27 protein-coding genes are annotated in these 19,473 nt (G+C 54.5%); all 27 read right to left on the reverse strand.

Translation table 11 applies throughout. The features are described 5' to 3' along the window. Positions 1 to 15: 15 nt before the first annotated feature. Positions 16 to 1,344, reverse strand: a complete 1,329-nt coding sequence (gene secY / locus HU759_RS27195; RefSeq protein WP_017135965.1) for a preprotein translocase subunit SecY — start codon at positions 1,342 to 1,344, stop codon at positions 16 to 18. Further along, on the reverse strand, positions 1,345 to 1,782 hold the full coding sequence (gene rplO, locus HU759_RS27200) for a 50S ribosomal protein L15 (protein ID WP_003176407.1): 438 nt from the start codon (positions 1,780 to 1,782) through the stop codon (positions 1,345 to 1,347). It lies immediately after the preceding gene. A gap of 3 nt (positions 1,783 to 1,785) precedes the next feature. Then, the gene (gene rpmD / locus HU759_RS27205) at positions 1,786 to 1,962 is read right to left on the reverse strand and encodes a 50S ribosomal protein L30 (protein WP_003176408.1); all 177 of its coding nucleotides are present in this window, start codon (positions 1,960 to 1,962) and stop codon (positions 1,786 to 1,788) included. Between the two features lie 2 nt (positions 1,963 to 1,964). Next, complete coding sequence (rpsE, locus tag HU759_RS27210) at positions 1,965 to 2,465, reverse strand: 30S ribosomal protein S5 (RefSeq protein ID WP_003176409.1); 501 nt, start codon at positions 2,463 to 2,465, stop codon at positions 1,965 to 1,967. A gap of 3 nt (positions 2,466 to 2,468) precedes the next feature. Then, positions 2,469 to 2,819, reverse strand: coding sequence for a 50S ribosomal protein L18 (gene rplR, locus HU759_RS27215; protein WP_017135964.1), 351 nt, complete (start codon positions 2,817 to 2,819; stop codon positions 2,469 to 2,471). 10 nt (positions 2,820 to 2,829) lie between these two features. Next, on the reverse strand, positions 2,830 to 3,363 hold the full coding sequence (rplF, locus tag HU759_RS27220) for a 50S ribosomal protein L6 (protein ID WP_003176412.1): 534 nt from the start codon (positions 3,361 to 3,363) through the stop codon (positions 2,830 to 2,832). 12 nt (positions 3,364 to 3,375) lie between these two features. Next, entirely contained in the window at positions 3,376 to 3,768 is a 393-nt protein-coding gene (rpsH, locus tag HU759_RS27225) for a 30S ribosomal protein S8 (protein WP_010566853.1), read from the reverse strand. A gap of 208 nt (positions 3,769 to 3,976) precedes the next feature. Next, positions 3,977 to 4,282 carry a 30S ribosomal protein S14 gene (rpsN, locus tag HU759_RS27230; protein WP_003176414.1) on the reverse strand — a complete coding sequence of 102 codons (306 nt, stop codon included), beginning with the start codon at positions 4,280 to 4,282 and terminating at the stop codon, positions 3,977 to 3,979. 13 nt (positions 4,283 to 4,295) lie between these two features. After that, positions 4,296 to 4,835 carry a 50S ribosomal protein L5 gene (gene rplE, locus HU759_RS27235; RefSeq protein ID WP_003176415.1) on the reverse strand — a complete coding sequence of 180 codons (540 nt, stop codon included), beginning with the start codon at positions 4,833 to 4,835 and terminating at the stop codon, positions 4,296 to 4,298. Between the two features lie 20 nt (positions 4,836 to 4,855). Then, positions 4,856 to 5,170, reverse strand: a complete 315-nt coding sequence (gene rplX / locus HU759_RS27240) for a 50S ribosomal protein L24 (RefSeq protein WP_003176416.1) — start codon at positions 5,168 to 5,170, stop codon at positions 4,856 to 4,858. A gap of 11 nt (positions 5,171 to 5,181) precedes the next feature. Then, the gene (gene rplN / locus HU759_RS27245; RefSeq protein WP_002555479.1) at positions 5,182 to 5,550 is read right to left on the reverse strand and encodes a 50S ribosomal protein L14; all 369 of its coding nucleotides are present in this window, start codon (positions 5,548 to 5,550) and stop codon (positions 5,182 to 5,184) included. Positions 5,551 to 5,573: 23 nt separating this feature from the next. Then, on the reverse strand, positions 5,574 to 5,840 hold the full coding sequence (rpsQ, locus tag HU759_RS27250) for a 30S ribosomal protein S17 (RefSeq protein ID WP_003176419.1): 267 nt from the start codon (positions 5,838 to 5,840) through the stop codon (positions 5,574 to 5,576). Positions 5,841 to 5,842: 2 nt separating this feature from the next. Continuing rightward, positions 5,843 to 6,034: a 50S ribosomal protein L29 gene (gene rpmC, locus HU759_RS27255; RefSeq protein ID WP_002555481.1), complete on the reverse strand. Its 192-nt coding sequence runs from the start codon at positions 6,032 to 6,034 to the stop codon at positions 5,843 to 5,845. Further along, positions 6,034 to 6,447, reverse strand: a complete 414-nt coding sequence (rplP, locus tag HU759_RS27260) for a 50S ribosomal protein L16 (protein WP_003232424.1) — start codon at positions 6,445 to 6,447, stop codon at positions 6,034 to 6,036. Before rplP ends, rpmC begins: the two co-directional genes overlap by 1 nt. Positions 6,448 to 6,459: 12 nt before the next feature. Beyond that, positions 6,460 to 7,146, reverse strand: coding sequence for a 30S ribosomal protein S3 (gene rpsC / locus HU759_RS27265; protein WP_003176422.1), 687 nt, complete (start codon positions 7,144 to 7,146; stop codon positions 6,460 to 6,462). A 13-nt stretch (positions 7,147 to 7,159) separates the two neighbouring features. After that, a complete protein-coding gene (gene rplV / locus HU759_RS27270; RefSeq protein WP_003103908.1) occupies positions 7,160 to 7,492 on the reverse strand; it encodes a 50S ribosomal protein L22 in 333 nt (110 codons plus the stop codon). An 11-nt stretch (positions 7,493 to 7,503) separates the two neighbouring features. Beyond that, positions 7,504 to 7,779, reverse strand: a complete 276-nt coding sequence (gene rpsS / locus HU759_RS27275; protein WP_002555486.1) for a 30S ribosomal protein S19 — start codon at positions 7,777 to 7,779, stop codon at positions 7,504 to 7,506. 16 nt (positions 7,780 to 7,795) lie between these two features. After that, positions 7,796 to 8,620, reverse strand: a complete 825-nt coding sequence (gene rplB, locus HU759_RS27280; protein ID WP_003176423.1) for a 50S ribosomal protein L2 — start codon at positions 8,618 to 8,620, stop codon at positions 7,796 to 7,798. 14 nt (positions 8,621 to 8,634) lie between these two features. After that, on the reverse strand, positions 8,635 to 8,934 hold the full coding sequence (gene rplW, locus HU759_RS27285; RefSeq protein ID WP_002555488.1) for a 50S ribosomal protein L23: 300 nt from the start codon (positions 8,932 to 8,934) through the stop codon (positions 8,635 to 8,637). After that, entirely contained in the window at positions 8,931 to 9,533 is a 603-nt protein-coding gene (gene rplD, locus HU759_RS27290; protein WP_017135963.1) for a 50S ribosomal protein L4, read from the reverse strand. The genes rplW and rplD overlap by 4 nt, the downstream gene beginning before the upstream one ends. Positions 9,534 to 9,545: 12 nt before the next feature. Then, positions 9,546 to 10,181: a 50S ribosomal protein L3 gene (gene rplC / locus HU759_RS27295; RefSeq protein WP_003194649.1), complete on the reverse strand. Its 636-nt coding sequence runs from the start codon at positions 10,179 to 10,181 to the stop codon at positions 9,546 to 9,548. 81 nt (positions 10,182 to 10,262) lie between these two features. Next, complete coding sequence (gene rpsJ / locus HU759_RS27300; protein WP_003186070.1) at positions 10,263 to 10,574, reverse strand: 30S ribosomal protein S10; 312 nt, start codon at positions 10,572 to 10,574, stop codon at positions 10,263 to 10,265. 159 nt (positions 10,575 to 10,733) lie between these two features. Beyond that, the gene (tuf, locus tag HU759_RS27305) at positions 10,734 to 11,927 is read right to left on the reverse strand and encodes an elongation factor Tu (RefSeq protein WP_003176426.1); all 1,194 of its coding nucleotides are present in this window, start codon (positions 11,925 to 11,927) and stop codon (positions 10,734 to 10,736) included. A gap of 30 nt (positions 11,928 to 11,957) precedes the next feature. Next, the gene (fusA, locus tag HU759_RS27310; RefSeq protein ID WP_010206921.1) at positions 11,958 to 14,063 is read right to left on the reverse strand and encodes an elongation factor G; all 2,106 of its coding nucleotides are present in this window, start codon (positions 14,061 to 14,063) and stop codon (positions 11,958 to 11,960) included. A 30-nt stretch (positions 14,064 to 14,093) separates the two neighbouring features. After that, complete coding sequence (gene rpsG / locus HU759_RS27315; RefSeq protein ID WP_002555493.1) at positions 14,094 to 14,564, reverse strand: 30S ribosomal protein S7; 471 nt, start codon at positions 14,562 to 14,564, stop codon at positions 14,094 to 14,096. Between the two features lie 118 nt (positions 14,565 to 14,682). Beyond that, positions 14,683 to 15,054 (reverse strand): 30S ribosomal protein S12, encoded by a 372-nt coding sequence (gene rpsL / locus HU759_RS27320; protein WP_002555494.1) that lies wholly within the window; start codon positions 15,052 to 15,054, stop codon positions 14,683 to 14,685. 217 nt (positions 15,055 to 15,271) lie between these two features. After that, on the reverse strand, positions 15,272 to 19,471 hold the full coding sequence (gene rpoC, locus HU759_RS27325; RefSeq protein WP_017135962.1) for a DNA-directed RNA polymerase subunit beta': 4,200 nt from the start codon (positions 19,469 to 19,471) through the stop codon (positions 15,272 to 15,274). Positions 19,472 to 19,473: the final 2 nt, after the last annotated feature.

Raw genomic sequence — 19,473 nt, forward strand, 5'->3', positions numbered from 1 at the left:
AACCTTATGGGGTACTCAGCGCAACATGCCGCTGCCGTAGCCCTTCAGGTTGGCTTTCTTCATCAGGGATTCGTACTGGTGCGAAACGAGGTGCGATTGTACTTGGGACATGAAGTCCATCACAACCACGACCACGATCAGCAACGAGGTCCCGCCAAGGTAGAACGGAACGTTTGCTGCAACCACCAGGAACTGGGGAAGCAAGCACACGGCCGTCATATATAGAGCACCGAACAGGGTCAAACGAGTCAGAACGCCATCAATGTAGCGTGCCGACTGCTCACCTGGACGGATACCCGGAATAAAGGCACCGGACTTCTTCAGGTTTTCCGCTACGTCTTTCGGATTGAACATCAACGCCGTATAGAAGAAGCAGAAGAAAATAATCCCTGCACTAAACAGCAGAATATTCAACGGCTGACCAGGAGCGATCGACTGAGAGAGGTCCTGCAGCCAGCCCATATTTTCAGACTGACCAAACCAGGTACCCAACGAAGCCGGAAACAGCAAAATGCTGCTCGCGAAAATTGCCGGAATAACACCGGCCATATTCACTTTCAGCGGCAAGTGGCTGGTCTGCGCAGCAAAGACCTTACGGCCCTGCTGACGCTTGGCGTAGTGAACAGCAATACGACGCTGGCCACGCTCAATGAACACCACAAAACCGATAATCGCTACTGCCAGCACACCGATGGCAACCAGGGCGAAGATATTGATATCACCCTGACGTGCAGACTCGAAAGACTGCCCGATTGCTCTCGGAAGACCGGCGACGATACCTGCGAAAATCAACATCGAGATACCGTTGCCAACACCACGCTCAGTAATCTGCTCACCCAGCCACATCATGAACATCGCGCCAGCCACAAACGTGGATACCGCGACGAAATAGAAGCCAAAGTCACCAGTGAACGCAACGCCCTGCCCCGCCAGGCCAACGGACATGCCGATAGCTTGAACCAGGGCGAGAACGACAGTGCCGTAGCGGGTGTACTGGCTAATCTTGCGACGGCCAGCTTCACCTTCCTTCTTCAACTGCTCCAGCTGCGGGCTCACGGCGGTCATCAACTGCATGATGATCGATGCCGAAATGTACGGCATGATCCCCAATGCAAAGATGCTCATCCGTTCCAGCGCGCCGCCGGAAAACATGTTGAACAAGCTAAGAATGGTCCCCTCATTCTGTCGAAACAGGTCTGCGAGTCGGTCCGGGTTGATACCTGGAACCGGGATGTGTGCGCCTATTCGGTAGACGATAATCGCCAGGAACAGAAAACGCAGACGAGCCCAAAGTTCAGACATACCGCCTTTGCCGAGCGCTGAGAGAGCACCTTGCTTAGCCATTTATTCCTCGAACTTGCCGCCAGCTGCTTCGATAGCCGAACGCGCACCTTTGGTGGCGCCGATTCCCTTGCCGATAGTGACAGCGCGAGTCACTTCACCGGACAACATGATTTTCACACGTTGTACGTTGACGTTGATCACGTTGGCATCTTTCAGGGTCTGCACAGTAACGATGTCGCCTTCCACTTTAGCCAGCTCGGACAGACGCACTTCTGCGCGATCCATGGCTTTCAGGGATACGAAACCGAACTTAGGCAGGCGACGATGCAGCGGCTGTTGACCGCCTTCAAAGCCAGGAGCAATGGTGCCACCGGAGCGGGAGGTTTGACCTTTGTGGCCACGGCCACCAGTCTTACCCAAACCGCTACCGATACCACGGCCCGGACGATGCTTTTCGCGACGGGAACCCGGCGCTGGACTCAGATCATTGAGTTTCATCGATTAACCCTCTACACGCAGCATGTAGTAAGCCTTGTTGATCATCCCGCGATTCTCGGGAGTATCCTGGACTTCTACAGTGTGACCGATGCGACGCAGACCCAAACCTTTAACACACAGTTTGTGGTTAGGGATGCGGCCGGTCATGCTTTTGATCAGCGTTACTTTAACGGTAGCCATGATCAGAAGATCTCCTTGACAGTCAGACCACGCTTGGCAGCGATGGACTCAGGAGATTGCATAGCTTTCAAACCCTTGAAAGTGGCGTGAACCACGTTTACCGGGTTAGTCGAGCCGTAGCACTTGGCCAGAACGTTCTGAACGCCAGCAACCTCGAGGACAGCACGCATAGCGCCGCCAGCGATGATACCGGTACCTTCAGAAGCAGGCTGCATGTACACCTTCGAAGCGCCGTGAGCGGACTTCATTGCGTACTGCAGCGTGGTGCCGTTCAGATCAACTTGGATCATGTTGCGACGAGCAGCTTCCATTGCCTTCTGGATCGCGGCAGGCACTTCACGTGACTTGCCACGGCCGAAGCCAACACGCCCTTTACCATCACCTACCACGGTCAACGCGGTGAAAGTGAAGATACGGCCGCCTTTAACGGTTTTGGCTACGCGGTTAACTTGAACCAGCTTCTCAATGTAGCCTTCGTCGCGCTTTTGGTCGTTATTTGACATAACTTAGAACTCCAGCCCAGCTTCACGAGCAGCATCAGCCAGCGCTTTCACGCGACCGTGGTACTTGAAGCCAGAGCGGTCGAAAGCCACTTGCGAGACGCCCACGGCCTTAGCACGTGTAGCGACCAGCTGGCCAACCTTTGTGGCCGCGTCGATGTTGCCGGTGGCACCATCACGCAGTTCTTTATCCAAAGTCGAGGCGCTGGCCAGGACTTTGTTGCCGTCGGCCGAGATGACCTGGGCGTAGATGTGCTGCGACGAGCGGTACACGCAGAGACGCACGACTTCGAGTTCGTGCATTTTCAGGCGTGCTTTGCGAGCGCGACGCAGTCGAGTAACTTTTTTGTCGGTCATTTGCTATGCCCTACTTCTTCTTGGCTTCTTTACGACGGACGACTTCGTCCGCGTAGCGCACACCTTTGCCTTTGTACGGCTCTGGTGGACGGAAGTCGCGGATCTCAGCGGCCACCTGACCTACCAGCTGCTTATCAATACCCTTGATCAGGATATCGGTTTGGCTAGGGGTCTCAGCGGTGATGCCTTCCGGCAGTTCGTAATCCACTGGGTGCGAGAAGCCAAGGGCCAGGTTCAAAACCGTGCCTTTTGCTTGCGCTTTGTAACCAACACCGACCAGCTGGAGCTTACGCTCGAAGCCTTGGCTTACGCCTTGGACCATGTTGTTTACCAACGCACGCGTGGTACCGGCCATTGCGCGAGTTTGTTGATCGCCATTGCGAGCAGCGAAACGCAGCTCACCAGCTTCTTCAACGATCTCAACGGACGAATGGATGTTCAGTTCAAGAGTGCCCTTGGCACCCTTCACCGAAAGCTGTTGGCCTGCGAATTTTACTTCGACACCGGCTGGCAGCTTAACGGGGTTCTTAGCGACGCGAGACATGCTTATCCCCCCTTAGAACACAGTGCAAAGAACTTCGCCGCCGACACCGGCAGCGCGCGCAGCACGATCCGTCATCACACCTTTGTTGGTGGAGACGATAGACACGCCCAGACCGCCACGAACTTTCGGCAGATCTTCAGCGGACTTGTACTGACGCAGGCCTGGACGGCTAACGCGCTTCACTTCTTCAATGACCGAACGGCCTTCGAAGTACTTCAGCTCGATGGACAGCAGTGGCTTGGTTTCGCTGCTGATCTGATAACCCGCAATGTAGCCTTCGTCTTTCAGGACTTTGGCAACAGCTACCTTCAACTTGGAAGATGGCATGCTTACGACGGACTTTTCAGCCATCTGGGCATTACGGATACGAGTTAGCATGTCCGCTAACGGGTCCTGCATACTCATGGGCTAGACGCTCCTAATACAAAAAAATTAGCCTTGCGGCTACATATGTCGCCGAGAATCTCCGGCCATAAAAAACACGGGCTCAGGCGAGCCGCGTATTTTAGACATACTCCGGAAATGAAACAAGCCCCAAAAGGGGCTTGATCCAGATTCAAGGTCACCGGCGGTCAGTATCTTGCGATTCTGCCCACCCGGACGTTGAAAGTACTTACCAGCTGGCTTTAACCAGACCTGGTACGTCACCACGCATTGCCGCTTCACGCAGTTTGTTACGGCCGAGGCCGAACTTGCGGTAAACGCCGTGTGGACGACCGGTCAGGCGGCAGCGGTTACGCATGCGCGAAGCGCTTGCGTCACGTGGCTGCTTCTGCAGAGCAACTGTAGCTTCCCAGCGTGCTTCTGGACTTGCGTTCAGATCAACGATGATTGCTTTCAGTGCTGCACGCTTCTTGGCGTACTTGGCAACCGTGAGCTGACGCTTCAGCTCGCGGTTTTTCATGCTCATCTTGGCCATGGTCCTACTCCAATCAGTTGCGGAACGGGAATTTGAAAGCACGCAACAGGGCGCGACCTTCATCATCGTTCTTGGCAGTGGTGGTCAGGGTGATGTCCAGACCGCGGAGAGCATCGATCTTGTCGTAGTCGATTTCCGGGAAGATGATCTGCTCTTTCACGCCCATGCTGTAGTTACCACGACCATCGAAGGACTTGGCATTCAGGCCGCGGAAGTCGCGAACCCGAGGCAGGGAGATCGACAGCAGACGATCCAGGAATTCATACATACGCTCACGGCGCAGAGTCACTTTGACGCCGATCGGCCAACCTTCACGGACTTTAAAGCCAGCGATGGATTTCCGAGCGTAAGTCACAACGACTTTTTGACCGGTGATCTTTTCCAGGTCAGCAACAGCGTGCTCGATGACTTTTTTGTCACCGACCGCTTCGCCCAGACCCATGTTCAGGGTGATTTTGGTAACGCGTGGAACTTCCATCACGTTCGAAAGCTTAAGTTCTTCCTTAAGTTTCGGTGCGATTTCTTTCCAGTAAATCTCTTTTAGTCGTGCCATGGTCTTCTACCTAGCAGTGTTCAAGCATCAACCGCTTTTTGGGTCGACTTGAAGACACGAATTTTCTTGCCGTCTTCTACTTTGAAACCAACGCGGTCAGCCTTGTTGGTTTCGCCGTTGAAAATGGCGACGTTAGAAGCGTCCAGTGGAGCTTCTTTTTCGACGATACCGCCTTGTACGCCCGACATCGGGTTAGGCTTGGTATGACGCTTAACCAGGTTCAGACCGCCGATAACCAGACGGTTATTAGCGAGAACCTTAAGCACCTTACCGCGCTTACCTTTGTCTTTGCCGGCGATCACGATGATCTCGTCGTCACGACGAATCTTTTGCATGTCGGATCTCCTTACAGCACTTCTGGGGCGAGCGAGACGATCTTCATGAACTTCTCAGTACGAAGTTCACGGGTCACTGGCCCAAAGATACGGGTGCCGATCGGCTCTTGCTTGTTGTTCAGAAGAACAGCAGCGTTGCCATCAAAGCGGATAATGGAGCCATCAGCACGGCGTACGCCGTGACGAGTGCGGACTACAACAGCAGTCATCACTTGGCCTTTTTTCACTTTACCGCGAGGAATTGCTTCCTTCACGGTAACTTTGATGATGTCACCGATACCAGCGTAACGACGATGGGAGCCACCCAGCACCTTGATGCACATAACACGGCGAGCGCCGCTGTTATCGGCCACATCGAGCATGGATTGAGTCTGAATCATATAATTTCTCCGACCCCTAGTCCTTAGACTTCCACAGCGCGTTCGAGAACATCAACCAGTGCCCAAGACTTGGTCTTGGCCAGCGGACGAGTTTCACGAATAGTGACTTTGTCGCCGATGTGGCACTGGTTGGTTTCGTCGTGCGCGTGCAGCTTAGTCGAACGCTTAACATATTTACCGTAGATCGGGTGCTTAACGCGACGCTCGATCAGTACGGTGATGGTTTTGTCCATCTTGTCGCTGACAACACGGCCAGTCAGCGTACGGACAGTCTTTTCGGCTTCAGCCATGATCACTTACCTGCCTGCTGGTTGAGCACAGTCTTCACGCGAGCGATGTCACGCTTAACTTGCGAGAGCAGATGAGACTGCCCCAACTGGCCAGTTGCTTTCTGCATACGCAGATTGAACTGGTCGCGCAGCAGGCCGAGCAGTTGCTCGTTCAGCTGCTGTGCGGATTTTTCACGAAGTTCATTCGCTTTCATCACATCACCGTCCGTTTAACAAAGGCGGTGGCGAGCGGCAGCTTTGCAGCAGCCAGGGCAAAAGCCTCACGCGCCAGCTCTTCAGTTACACCCTCGATTTCATACAGGACTTTGCCTGGCTGAATCTGGGCTACCCAGTATTCCACGTTACCCTTACCTTTACCCATCCGAACCTCGAGAGGTTTTTTGGAGATCGGCTTGTCCGGGAATACACGGATCCAGATCTTGCCGCCACGTTTAACGTGACGGGTCAGTGCACGACGCGCTGACTCGATCTGACGAGCGGTGAGACGACCACGAGCTACAGACTTCAGCGCGAACTCGCCGAAGCTGACTTTGCTACCGCGCTGAGCCAGACCACGGTTGTGGCCTGTCATCTGCTTGCGGAACTTCGTACGCTTAGGTTGCAACATTTGGCGTACCCCTTACTTAGCAGCTTTTTTACGAGGCGCTGGTGCTTGTGGTTTCAGTTCTTCTTGGCGACCACCAATTACTTCGCCCTTGAAGATCCAAACCTTTACACCGATCACACCGTAAGTGGTGTGAGCTTCGTAGTTGGCATAGTCGATGTCGGCACGCAGGGTGTGCAGTGGCACACGACCTTCGCGATACCATTCAGTACGTGCGATTTCAGCACCGCCGAGACGACCGCTCACTTGGATTTTGATGCCTTTGGCACCAATGCGCATGGCGTTCTGTACAGCGCGCTTCATAGCGCGACGGAACATTACACGACGCTCCAGCTGCTGAGCTACGCTCTGCGCAACCAGCATACCGTCGAGCTCCGGCTTACGGATCTCTTCGATATTGATGTGCACAGGCACACCCATTTGCTTGGTCAGGTCCTGACGCAGTTTCTCAACATCTTCACCTTTCTTCCCGATAACGATACCTGGACGAGCGGTGTGGATGGTGATACGTGCAGTTTGTGCCGGACGATGGATATCGATACGGCTTACGGACGCGCTTTTTAGTTTGTCTTGGAGATACTCACGCACCTTCAGATCAGCGAACAAATAGTCCGCATAAGTCCGACCGTCTGCGTACCAGACGGAGGTGTGCTCCTTGACGATTCCCAGGCGAATGCCAATGGGATGTACTTTCTGACCCATCTCTTCGACTCCGTTACTTGTCAGCAACCTTGACAGTGATATGGCAAGACCGCTTGACGATGCGATCAGCACGGCCTTTGGCACGTGGCATGATGCGCTTCAGCGAACGCCCTTCGTTGACGAAAACGGTGCTGACCTTCAGGTCATCAACGTCTGCGCCTTCGTTATGCTCGGCGTTGGCTACGGCCGACTCCAGCACTTTCTTCATGATCTCGGCGGCTTTCTTACTGCTGAAAGCCAACAGGTTGAGCGCTTCGCCCACCTTCTTCCCGCGGATCTGGTCGGCGACCAAGCGGGCTTTCTGGGCGGAGATTCGAGCGCCCGACAACTTAGCGGCTACTTCCATTTCCTAACCCCTTAACGCTTGGCTTTCTTGTCTGCCACGTGCCCACGATAAGTGCGGGTACCGGCAAACTCGCCCAGTTTGTGGCCGACCATGTCTTCGTTAACGAGAACTGGGACGTGTTGGCGACCGTTGTGTACTGCGATGGTCAGACCGACCATTTGTGGCAGGATCATCGAACGACGCGACCAGGTCTTAACTGGTTTGCGATCGTTCTTTTCCGCCGCCACTTCGATCTTCTTCAGTAGGTGAAGATCAATAAAAGGACCTTTTTTCAGAGAACGTGGCACTGTCGTATCCCTCTATTTACTTGCGACGACGGACGATCATTTTGTCGGTACGCTTATTACCACGAGTCTTCGCGCCCTTAGTCGGGAAGCCCCATGGCGATACCGGATGACGACCACCAGAGGTACGACCTTCACCACCACCGTGTGGGTGGTCAACCGGGTTCATGGCAACACCACGAACGGTTGGGCGAACGCCACGCCAGCGTTTGGCACCAGCTTTACCCAGCGAACGCAGGCTGTGCTCGGAGTTCGAGACTTCGCCCAAGGTCGCGCGGCATTCAGCCAGCACTTTACGCATCTCACCAGAACGCAGACGCAGGGTCACGTAGACACCTTCACGAGCGATCAGCTGAGCCGAAGCACCAGCGGAACGAGCGATTTGCGCGCCTTTACCTGGCTTCAATTCGATGCCGTGTACGGTGCTACCAACTGGAATGTTACGCAGTTGCAGAGCGTTGCCCGGCTTGATCGGTGCCAAAGCACCTGCGATCAGCTGGTCACCAGCACTCACGCCTTTAGGGGCGATGATGTAGCGACGCTCGCCATCTGCGTACAGCAGCAGAGCGATGTGAGCAGTACGGTTTGGATCGTATTCAATACGCTCGACAGTGGCAGAGATGCCATCTTTGTCGTTGCGACGGAAATCGACCAGACGATAATGCTGCTTATGACCACCACCGATGTGACGAGTGGTAATACGACCATTGTTGTTACGACCACCAGTCTTCGATTTTTTCTCGAGCAGCGGTGCGTGAGGAGCGCCTTTATGCAGCTCCTGGTTGACCACCTTGACCACAAAACGGCGGCCAGGGGAAGTCGGTTTGCATTTAACGATTGCCATGATGCACCCCTTCCTTACTCAGCACTGCTGCTGAAATCGAGATCTTGGCCTGGCTGAAGGGAGATAACTGCCTTCTTCCAGTCATTACGCTTGCCCAGACCGCGAGCAGTGCGCTTGCTCTTACCCAGAACATTCAGGGTAGTAACACGCTCTACTTTCACGCTGAACAGGCTTTCGACGGCCTTCTTGATTTCCAGCTTGGTTGCGTCAGTTGCAACCTTGAAAACGAACTGGCCTTTCTTGTCAGCCAGAACCGTAGCCTTTTCGGAAACGTGCGGGCCAAGCAGAACTTTAAATACGCGTTCCTGGTTCATCCCAGCAGCTCCTCGAATTTCTTCACGGCCGACACGGTGATCAACACCTTGTCGTATGCGATCAGACTAACTGGATCGGAACCTTGCACGTCACGTACATCAACGTGTGGCAGGTTGCGAGCAGCCAGGTACAGGTTCTGATCAACAGCTTCCGACACGATCAAAACGTCGGTCAGGCTCATGTTGTTCAGTTTGCCCAGCAGATCTTTGGTTTTTGGACTTTCAACAGCGAAGTCTTGAACCACGACCAGACGATCAGTACGCACGAGTTCAGCAAGGATGGAGCGCAGTGCTGCGCGATACATCTTCTTGTTGAGCTTCTGAGTGTGATCCTGTGGACGAGCTGCGAAAGTGGTACCGCCGCCACGCCAGATTGGGCTACGGATAGTACCGGCACGAGCACGGCCAGTACCTTTCTGACGCCAAGGGCGCTTACCGCCACCACGTACGTCGGAACGGGTCTTTTGCTGCTTGCTACCTTGACGGCCGCCGGCCATGTAGGCCACGACTGCTTGGTGAACCAGCGTCTCGTTGAATTCGCCGCCAAATGTCAGTTCGGAAACTTCGATCGCTTGAGCGTCATTTACATTTAATTGCATGTCAGCTTCCCCTTAACCGCGAGCCTTGGCCGCTGGACGTACAACCAGGTTGCCGCCAGTAGCGCCAGGAACAGCACCCTTGACCAACAACAGATTGCGTTCAGCGTCGACGCGCACTACTTCGAGGGACTGCACGGTCACGCGCTCAGCGCCCATATGACCGGACATTTTTTTGCCCTTGAATACACGACCAGGAGTCTGGCACTGGCCAATAGAGCCCGGGACGCGGTGGGAAACGGAGTTACCGTGAGTGTTGTCTTGGCCACGGAAATTCCAACGCTTGATCGTACCCTGGAAGCCTTTACCCTTGGACTGACCGGTTACATCAACCAGTTGACCAGCGGCGAAGATTTCAGCGTTGATCAGATCGCCAGCCTGGTAGTCGCCGTCTTCGAGACGGAACTCCATAACAGTGCGACCAGCTGCAACGTTTGCTTTAGCGAAGTGACCTGCTTGAGCAGCAGTCACGCGCGAAGCACGACGCTCGCCGACAGTGACTTGCACTGCACGATAGCCATCGGTTTCTTCAGTTTTGAACTGGGTGACGCGATTCGGCTCGATCTCAATGACCGTGACCGGAATGGAGACACCTTCTTCGGTGAAAATACGGGTCATACCGCATTTACGACCGACTACACCAATAGTCATGTTGTAAACCTCATGAGTGTACGGGGCTTTCACCCGCTATGGCCGCCCATTTCAGAGCGTTACACGACTAAGACCCAAGTCTTAGCCGAGGCTGATCTGTACTTCCACACCGGCCGCCAGATCAAGCTTCATAAGTGCATCAACGGTTTTATCCGTTGGCTGGACGATGTCCAGTACGCGCTTATGAGTACGGATCTCGTACTGGTCACGCGCGTCTTTGTTGACGTGCGGGGAGACCAGAACGGTGAACCGCTCTTTACGGGTAGGCAGTGGAATTGGACCACGCACTTGAGCACCAGTACGTTTCGCGGTTTCCACGATTTCCTGGGTGGATTGGTCGATCAGGCGATGGTCAAAAGCCTTCAACCTGATACGGATTTGCTGATTTTGCATTGGATTTCAGACTCCGGCTGCTATTCCCAGCGAGCGCAATACGCCCGTTAAAAGGAGGCGCAATTCTATAGACGGCCCTGATAGGTGTCAACCCAATAAAAAAGGCCCCCGCTGAGCGGGGGCCTTTTCAAAACATCAGAGCTATCTCAGAAGAGATAATTACTCGATGATTTTAGCTACAACGCCAGCACCAACGGTACGGCCGCCTTCACGGATTGCGAAACGCAGACCGTCTTCCATAGCGATGGTTTTGATCAGGGTGACAACCATTTTGATGTTGTCGCCTGGCATTACCATTTCTACGCCTTCCGGCAGTTCGCAGTTACCGGTTACGTCGGTAGTACGGAAGTAGAACTGTGGACGGTAGCCTTTGAAGAACGGAGTGTGACGGCCGCCTTCTTCTTTGCTCAGCACGTACACTTCAGCTTCGAACTTGGTGTGCGGCTTAACCGAACCTGGCTTAACCAGAACCTGGCCACGCTCAACGTCGTCACGCTTGGTACCACGCAGCAGAACGCCGCAGTTCTCGCCAGCACGACCTTCGTCGAGCAGTTTACGGAACATTTCAACACCGGTGCAGGTGGTGACGGTAGTGTCACGCAGACCAACGATTTCCAGTGGATCTTGAACCTTGACGATACCGCGCTCGATACGACCAGTTACAACAGTACCGCGACCGGAGATCGAGAATACGTCTTCGATTGGCATCAGGAACGGCTTGTCGATAACACGAACTGGATCTGGGATGTAGCTGTCCAGAGTCTCAACCAGTTTACGAACGGACGTGGTGCCCATTTCGTTGTCGTCTTTGCCTTCCAGAGCCATACGAGCAGAACCGATGATGATCGGAGTGTCGTCGCCTGGGAAGTCGTAAGTGCTCAGCAGATCGCGCACTTCCATCTCAACCAGTTCCAGCAGCTCAGCGTCGTCTACCAGGTCGGCCTTGTTCAGGTAAACCACGATGTACGGAACGCCTACCTGACGGGACAGCAGGATGTGCTCACGGGTTTGTGGCATCGGACCATCAGCGGCCGAGCAAACCAGGATCGCGCCGTCCATCTGGGCAGCACCGGTGATCATGTTCTTCACATAGTCAGCGTGACCTGGGCAGTCAACGTGAGCGTAGTGACGGATCAGCGAGTTGTATTCAACGTGCGCGGTGTTGATGGTGATACCACGAGCTTTTTCTTCTGGCGCGCTGTCGATTTTATCGAAATCAACGATTGCGGAACCGAATACTTCGGAGCAAACGCGAGTCAGAGCAGCAGTCAGAGTGGTTTTACCGTGGTCAACGTGACCGATGGTGCCAACGTTGACGTGCGGTAGGGAACGATCAAATTTTTCTTTAGCCACGACAATTAACTCCTTGCCTAAAGGACTGAATCAGCCTTGTTTTTTGGATACAGTTTCAGCGATGTGCGCCGGAGCTGTGTTGTATTTTTTGAATTCCATAGAGTAGCTTGCGCGACCCTGGGACATGGAGCGAACGTCGGTCGCATAACCGAACATCTCACCCAACGGAACCTCGGCGCGAATCACTTTGCCGGAAACCGTGTCTTCCATACCCAAGATCATGCCGCGACGACGGTTAAGGTCGCCCATGACATCACCCATATAGTCTTCAGGTGTAACAACTTCTACCGCCATGATTGGCTCAAGCAACTCACCACCGCCCTTCTGGGCCAGTTGCTTGGTTGCCATGGAAGCAGCCACCTTAAACGCCATCTCGTTGGAGTCGACGTCGTGGTAAGAACCGTCAAAAACGGTTGCTTTCAGGCCGATCAGCGGATAGCCGGCAACAACACCGTTCTTCATCTGCTCTTCGATACCCTTCTGGATAGCAGGGATGTATTCCTTAGGAACAACACCACCCACTACTTCGTTCACGAATTGCAGACCTTCCTGACCTTCGTCAGCAGGAGCAAAACGGATCCAGCAGTGACCGAACTGACCACGACCGCCGGACTGACGAACGAACTTGCCTTCGATTTCACAGTTCTTCGTGATGCGCTCACGATAGGAAACCTGAGGCTTACCGATGTTGGCTTCGACGTTGAACTCACGGCGCATCCGATCAACCAGGATGTCCAGGTGCAGCTCGCCCATGCCGGAGATGATCGTTTGACCAGTCTCTTCATCAGTCTTGACGCGGAAAGATGGATCTTCCTGAGCAAGTTTGCCCAAAGCGATACCCATTTTTTCCTGGTCATCCTTGGTCTTAGGCTCTACGGCAACCGAAATAACCGGCTCCGGGAAGTCCATGCGAACCAGGATGATTGGCTTGGCAGCGTCGCACAAAGTCTCACCAGTGGTGACGTCCTTCATGCCGATCAGGGCCGCGATGTCACCAGCGCGTACTTCCTTGATCTCTTCACGGGCGTTTGCGTGCATTTGCACCATACGACCCACGCGCTCTTTCTTACCTTTAACCGAGTTGATCACGCCGTCGCCGGATGCCAACACGCCCGAGTAAACACGGACGAAGGTCAAAGTACCCACGAATGGGTCGGTAGCGATCTTGAACGCCAGGGCCGAGAACGGCTCGCTGTCGTCTGCATGACGCTCCATTTCTTCTTCCTCGTTATCAGGGTTGGTACCCTTGATAGCAGGAATATCGGTTGGAGCAGGCAGGTAGTCGATCACAGCATCGAGAACCAGGGGAACGCCCTTGTTCTTGAACGAGGAACCGCAAACAGCCAAGACGATCTCACCAGCGATAGTACGCTGACGCAGAGCGGCCTTGATTTCCACGTTGGTGAGTTCTTCACCCTCGAGGTACTTGTTCATCAGCTCTTCGCTGGCTTCGGCCGCAGCCTCAACCATGTTGTTGCGCCACTCGTCAGCCAGTTCCTGCAGTTCTGCAGGGATAGGCTTACGAACAGGAACCATACCTTTGTCGGAGTCATTCCAGTAAACAGCTTCCATGTTGATCAGATCGATCTGACCCTGGAAGTTGTCTTCGGAGCCGATTGCCAATTGAATTGGCACCGGAGTGTGACCCAGGCGCTGTTTGATCTGACCGATCACGCGCAGGAAGTTGGCACCAGCACGGTCCATCTTGTTTACGTAAACAAGACGTGGAACGCCGTACTTGTTGGCTTGACGCCATACGGTTTCCGACTGAGGCTCAACACCCGAGGTACCGCAGAACACAACGACAGCGCCGTCGAGTACGCGCAGGGAACGCTCAACTTCAATGGTGAAGTCTACGTGGCCTGGTGTATCGATTACGTTGAAGCGATGCTCGTCTTTGTACTGCTTCTCGGAACCCTTCCAGAAGGCGGTAATAGCAGCAGAAGTAATGGTAATACCACGCTCCTGCTCCTGAACCATCCAGTCTGTGGTCGCGGCGCCGTCATGCACCTCGCCCATTTTGTGACTTTTGCCGGTGTAAAACAGTACGCGCTCGGTGGTGGTGGTTTTACCAGCATCCACGTGAGCAACGATACCGATGTTACGGTAGCGGCTAATCGGAGTAGTACGAGCCATAAAGCCCTCGCAAAATTAGTGAAGCTAAGATTAGAAGCGGTAGTGCGAGAAAGCTTTGTTAGCTTCAGCCATACGGTGCACGTCTTCACGCTTCTTAACAGCAGCACCTTTACCTTCAGCGGCGTCCAACAGCTCGCCGGCCAAACGCAGAGCCATAGACTTCTCGCCGCGCTTACGGGCGAAGTCTACCAACCAGCGCATTGCCAGAGCGTTACGACGGGACGGACGAACTTCGACCGGAACCTGGTAAGTAGCACCGCCTACACGGCGCGACTTCACTTCGACCAGCGGAGCGATGGCGTCGAGAGCTTTCTCGAAGATTTCCAGGGGGTCGCTGTTCTTGCGTTCTTTAACCTTTTCCAGCGCGCCATAAACGATACGCTCGGCAACGGCTTTCTTGCCGCTTTCCATCACGTGGTTCATGAACTTGGCCAGAATTTGGCTTCCGTATTTTGGATCGTCAAGCACTTCGCGCTTGGCTGCTACGCGTCTTCTTGGCATGGATAAGCCCTCAAACGGTCTTCAGGTTCGCTCGGAATCGGTGCCCTTTCGGGACGCCTCCGACCTTACTCTTATCGACTCAGAAAATAAGATGATTCAGTTTTACAAAAAGCCGCTACTACTTAGGCTTCTTGGTACCGTACTTCGAACGACCCTGGTTACGACCTTTAACGCCGGAAGTATCCAAGGAGCCGCGTACGGTGTGGTAACGAACACCTGGCAAGTCTTTTACACGACCGCCGCGGATCAGTACCACGCTGTGCTCTTGCAGGTTGTGGCCTTCACCGCCGATGTACGAGGAAACCTCGAAACCGTTGGTCAGACGCACACGGCATACTTTACGCAGTGCCGAGTTAGGTTTTTTCGGCGTGGTGGTATACACACGAGTGCATACGCCACGACGTTGCGGGCAGTTCTGCAGCGCAGGTACGTCGGATTTCTCGACGATACGCTTACGCGGCTGACGTACCAGCTGGTTGATAGTTGCCATCTACTAGCTCCACTGTTGTCTTGCGACGCTATTGTCTTGCAAGAAAAGCAAAATGGCAGGAACGAATTCCCGCCAAATTTAGGGGTACAAGAGTCTAAAGAGGATCTTGCCCCCAGTCAAGGCAAGGCCCCGACCTCCCCTCTCATCGAACCGGGACAAAAATGCCTCGATCCGACGAATGGGGGCTGCCAGGGCCCAGACTTATTTATCGCAGAACTCAGTTACCGCTTGAGTTCAGCGCTTCGGTCAGTGCAGCTTCCACTTCACTGGCGCTTACGCGCAGCGGCTTGTCAGCATCACGGCGGCGCTTGCGCTCGCTGTGGTAAGCCAAACCGGTACCTGCCGGGATCAAACGACCCACGACTACGTTTTCCTTCAGGCCGCGCAGGTAATCGCGCTTGCCGGTTACCGCTGCTTCGGTCAGTACGCGAGTGGTCTCCTGGAAGGAGGCCGCCGAGATGAACGACTCAGTGGACAACGACGCCTTGGTGATACCCAGCAACACACGAGTGAACTTGGAGACAAATTTGTCTTCCGCGCCCAGACGTTCGTTTTCTACCAGTACGTGAGTCAGTTCCATCTGGTCGCCCTTGATGAAACTGGAATCGCCGGATTCAGCGATTTCAACTTTACGCAGCATCTGACGCAGGATGGTCTCGATGTGCTTATCGTTGATCTTCACGCCTTGCAGACGGTAAACGTCCTGGATCTCGTTAACGATGTACTTGGCCAGCGCACTCACACCCAGCAGACGCAGGATGTCGTGTGGATCGCTCGGGCCGTCGGAGATAACTTCGCCGCGGTTTACCTGTTCGCCTTCGAAGACGTTCAGGTGACGCCACTTCGGAATCAGCTCTTCGTACGGATCAGTACCATCGTTCGGGGTAATGACCAGACGGCGCTTGCCTTTGGTCTCTTTACCGAACGCGATGGTGCCGCTGACTTCAGCCAGAATCGACGCTTCTTTCGGACGACGAGCTTCGAACAAGTCGGCAACACGCGGCAGACCACCGGTGATGTCGCGAGTCTTCGAAGTTTCTTGCGGGATACGCGCGATAACATCACCGATCGCGATCTTCGCACCATCCGCTACACCGACCAGGGCGTTGGCTGGCAGGAAGTACTGAGCGATTACGTCAGTGCCTGGCAGCAACAAGTCCTTGCCGTTGTCGTCAACCATCTTAACGGCAGGACGGATGTCCTTACCGGCAGCTGGACGATCTTTCGCGTCGAGTACTTCAATGTTGGTCATACCGGTCAATTCGTCAGTCTGACGCTTGATCGTGATGCCTTCTTCCATGCCCACGTAGGTCACGGTACCTTTCATTTCGGTAACGATTGGGTGAGTGTGCGGATCCCACTTGGCCACGATTGCGCCAGCGTCGACCTTGTCACCTTCTTTAACCGAAATCACAGCACCGTACGGCAGCTTATAACGCTCACGCTCACGACCGTAGTCATCAGCGATTGCCAGCTCACCGGAACGGGACACAGCAACCAGGCAACCATCCACTCGCTCAACGTGTTTCAGGTTGTGCAGACGGACAGTACCGCCGTTCTTCACCTGAACGCTGTCAGCTGCGGAGGTCCGGCTTGCCGCACCACCGATGTGGAACGTACGCATGGTCAGCTGGGTACCCGGCTCACCGATGGACTGGGCAGCAATTACGCCAACCGCTTCACCGATGTTCACCTGGTGACCACGAGCCAAGTCACGGCCGTAGCACTTGGCGCAAATGCCGTAGCGGGTTTCGCAGCTGATCGGCGAGCGAACAATCACTTCGTCGATGCTGTTGAGTTCGATGAACTCGACCCACTTTTCATCCACCAGGGTGCCAGCAGGAACGATAACTTCCTCGGTACCTGGCTTGAATACGTCACGGGCAATTACTCGACCCAGTACGCGCTCACCCAACGGTTCTACAACGTCGCCGCCTTCGATGTGCGGAGTCATCAGCAGACCGTGTTCGGTGCCGCAGTCAACTTCAGTCACAACCAAGTCTTGCGCAACGTCTACCAGACGACGAGTCAGGTAACCGGAGTTAGCCGTTTTCAACGCGGTATCCGCAAGACCCTTACGAGCACCGTGAGTGGAGATGAAGTACTGAAGTACGCTCAAACCTTCACGGAAGTTCGCAGTAATCGGCGTTTCGATGATGGAGCCGTCCGGCTTGGCCATCAGGCCACGCATACCGGCGAGCTGACGGATCTGCGCAGCAGAACCCCGTGCGCCCGAGTCGGCCATCATGTACATCGAGTTGAACGACTCTTGATCGACTTCTACGCCATGACGGTCGATAACCTTCTCTTTCGAGAGGTTAGCCATCATCGCCTTCGACACTTCGTCGTTGGCCTTGGACCAAAGGTCGATCACTTTGTTGTACTTCTCGCCCTGGGTTACCAGGCCGGAGGCGTACTGGCTTTCGATTTCTTTCACTTCATCAGTTGCAGCATTGATGATCTGAGCTTTTTCATCCGGGATAACGAAGTCGTTAACACCGATGGAAACGCCGGAAATGGTCGAATAAGCAAAGCCGGTGTACATCAGCTGGTCAGCGAAGATCACGGTCTCTTTCAAACCAACCACGCGGTAGCACTGGTTGATCAGCTTGGAGATCGCCTTTTTCTTCATCGGCAAGTTGACGACGTCGTACGACAGGCCTTTTGGCACAACTTGATACAGCAAGGCACGGCCGACAGTGGTGTCGACAATACGGGTGCCGCTCACGCTGCCGCCATCACGGTCGTTGACGGTTTCGTTGATCCGCACTTTGACCTTGGCGTGCAGTGCGGCTTCGCCGGCACGGAACACACGGTCAACTTCTTGCAGGTCAGCGAACACACGACCCTCACCTTTGGCGTTGATCGCTTCACGAGTCATGTAGTACAGACCCAATACAACGTCCTGCGACGGAACGATGATTGGCTCACCGTTGGCTGGCGACAGAATGTTGTTGGTCGACATCATCAACGCGCGCGCTTCCAACTGGGCTTCCAGTGTCAGCGGTACGTGCACGGCCATTTGGTCGCCGTCGAAGTCGGCGTTGTACGCAGCACAGACCAGAGGGTGCAGCTGGATAGCCTTACCTTCGATCAGTACTGGTTCAAACGCCTGGATACCCAGACGGTGAAGGGTCGGTGCACGGTTGAGGAGAACCGGGTGTTCGCGAATCACTTCAGCGAGAACGTCCCAAACCTCTGGCAGTTCGCGCTCGACCATTTTCTTGGCCGCTTTGATGGTGGTCGCGAGACCGCGCATTTCCAGCTTGCCGAAGATGAATGGCTTGAACAGCTCAAGTGCCATCTTCTTGGGCAGACCGCACTGGTGCAGACGCAGGGTCGGGCCTACGGTAATTACCGAACGACCGGAGTAGTCAACACGCTTGCCGAGCAAGTTCTGACGGAAACGACCTTGCTTACCCTTGATCATGTCAGCCAAGGATTTCAGAGGACGCTTGTTGGAACCGGTGATAGCGCGGCCACGACGGCCGTTGTCGAGCAAGGCATCGACAGCTTCTTGCAACATACGCTTTTCGTTGCGCACGATGATGTCCGGAGCGGACAGATCGAGCAGGCGCTTCAAGCGGTTGTTACGGTTGATCACGCGGCGGTACAGGTCGTTGAGGTCGGACGTCGCGAAACGACCACCGTCCAACGGTACCAGCGGACGCAGGTCTGGCGGCAGAACCGGCAGAACGGTCAGCACCATCCACTCTGGCAAGTTGCCGGAACCCTGGAAGGCTTCCATCAACTTCAGACGCTTGGACAGTTTCTTGATCTTGGTTTCGGAGTTGGTTTGCGGAATTTCTTCGCGCAGACGGCCAATCTCGTGCTCCAGGTCGATAGCGTGCAGCAGCTCGCGGACAGCCTCGGCACCCATACGGGCATCAAAGTCGTCGCCGAATTCTTCCAGCGCTTCGAAGTACTGCTCGTCGTTCAGCAGCTGACCTTTTTCAAGGGTGGTCATGCCTGGATCGATAACGACATAGCTCTCGAAGTAGAGAACGCGTTCGATATCACGCAGGGTCATGTCCATCAGCAAGCCGATACGGGACGGCAGCGATTTCAGGAACCAGATGTGGGCAACCGGCGAAGCCAGTTCGATGTGCGCCATGCGCTCACGACGAACCTTGGCCAGTGCAACTTCAACGCCGCACTTCTCGCAGATCACACCACGGTGCTTCAAGCGCTTGTACTTACCGCACAGGCACTCGTAATCCTTTACCGGGCCAAAGATCTTGGCGCAGAACAGGCCGTCACGCTCAGGTTTGAACGTACGGTAGTTGATGGTTTCCGGCTTTTTAACTTCACCGAACGACCACGAACGGATCATCTCAGGCGATGCCAACCCAATACGGATGGCGTCGAACTCTTCGACTTGACCCTGGTTTTTCAGCAAATTCAGTAGGTCTTTCAAGG

Source organism: Pseudomonas sp. OE 28.3, from assembly GCF_014268205.2.
Lineage (GTDB): Bacteria > Pseudomonadota > Gammaproteobacteria > Pseudomonadales > Pseudomonadaceae > Aquipseudomonas > Aquipseudomonas edaphica.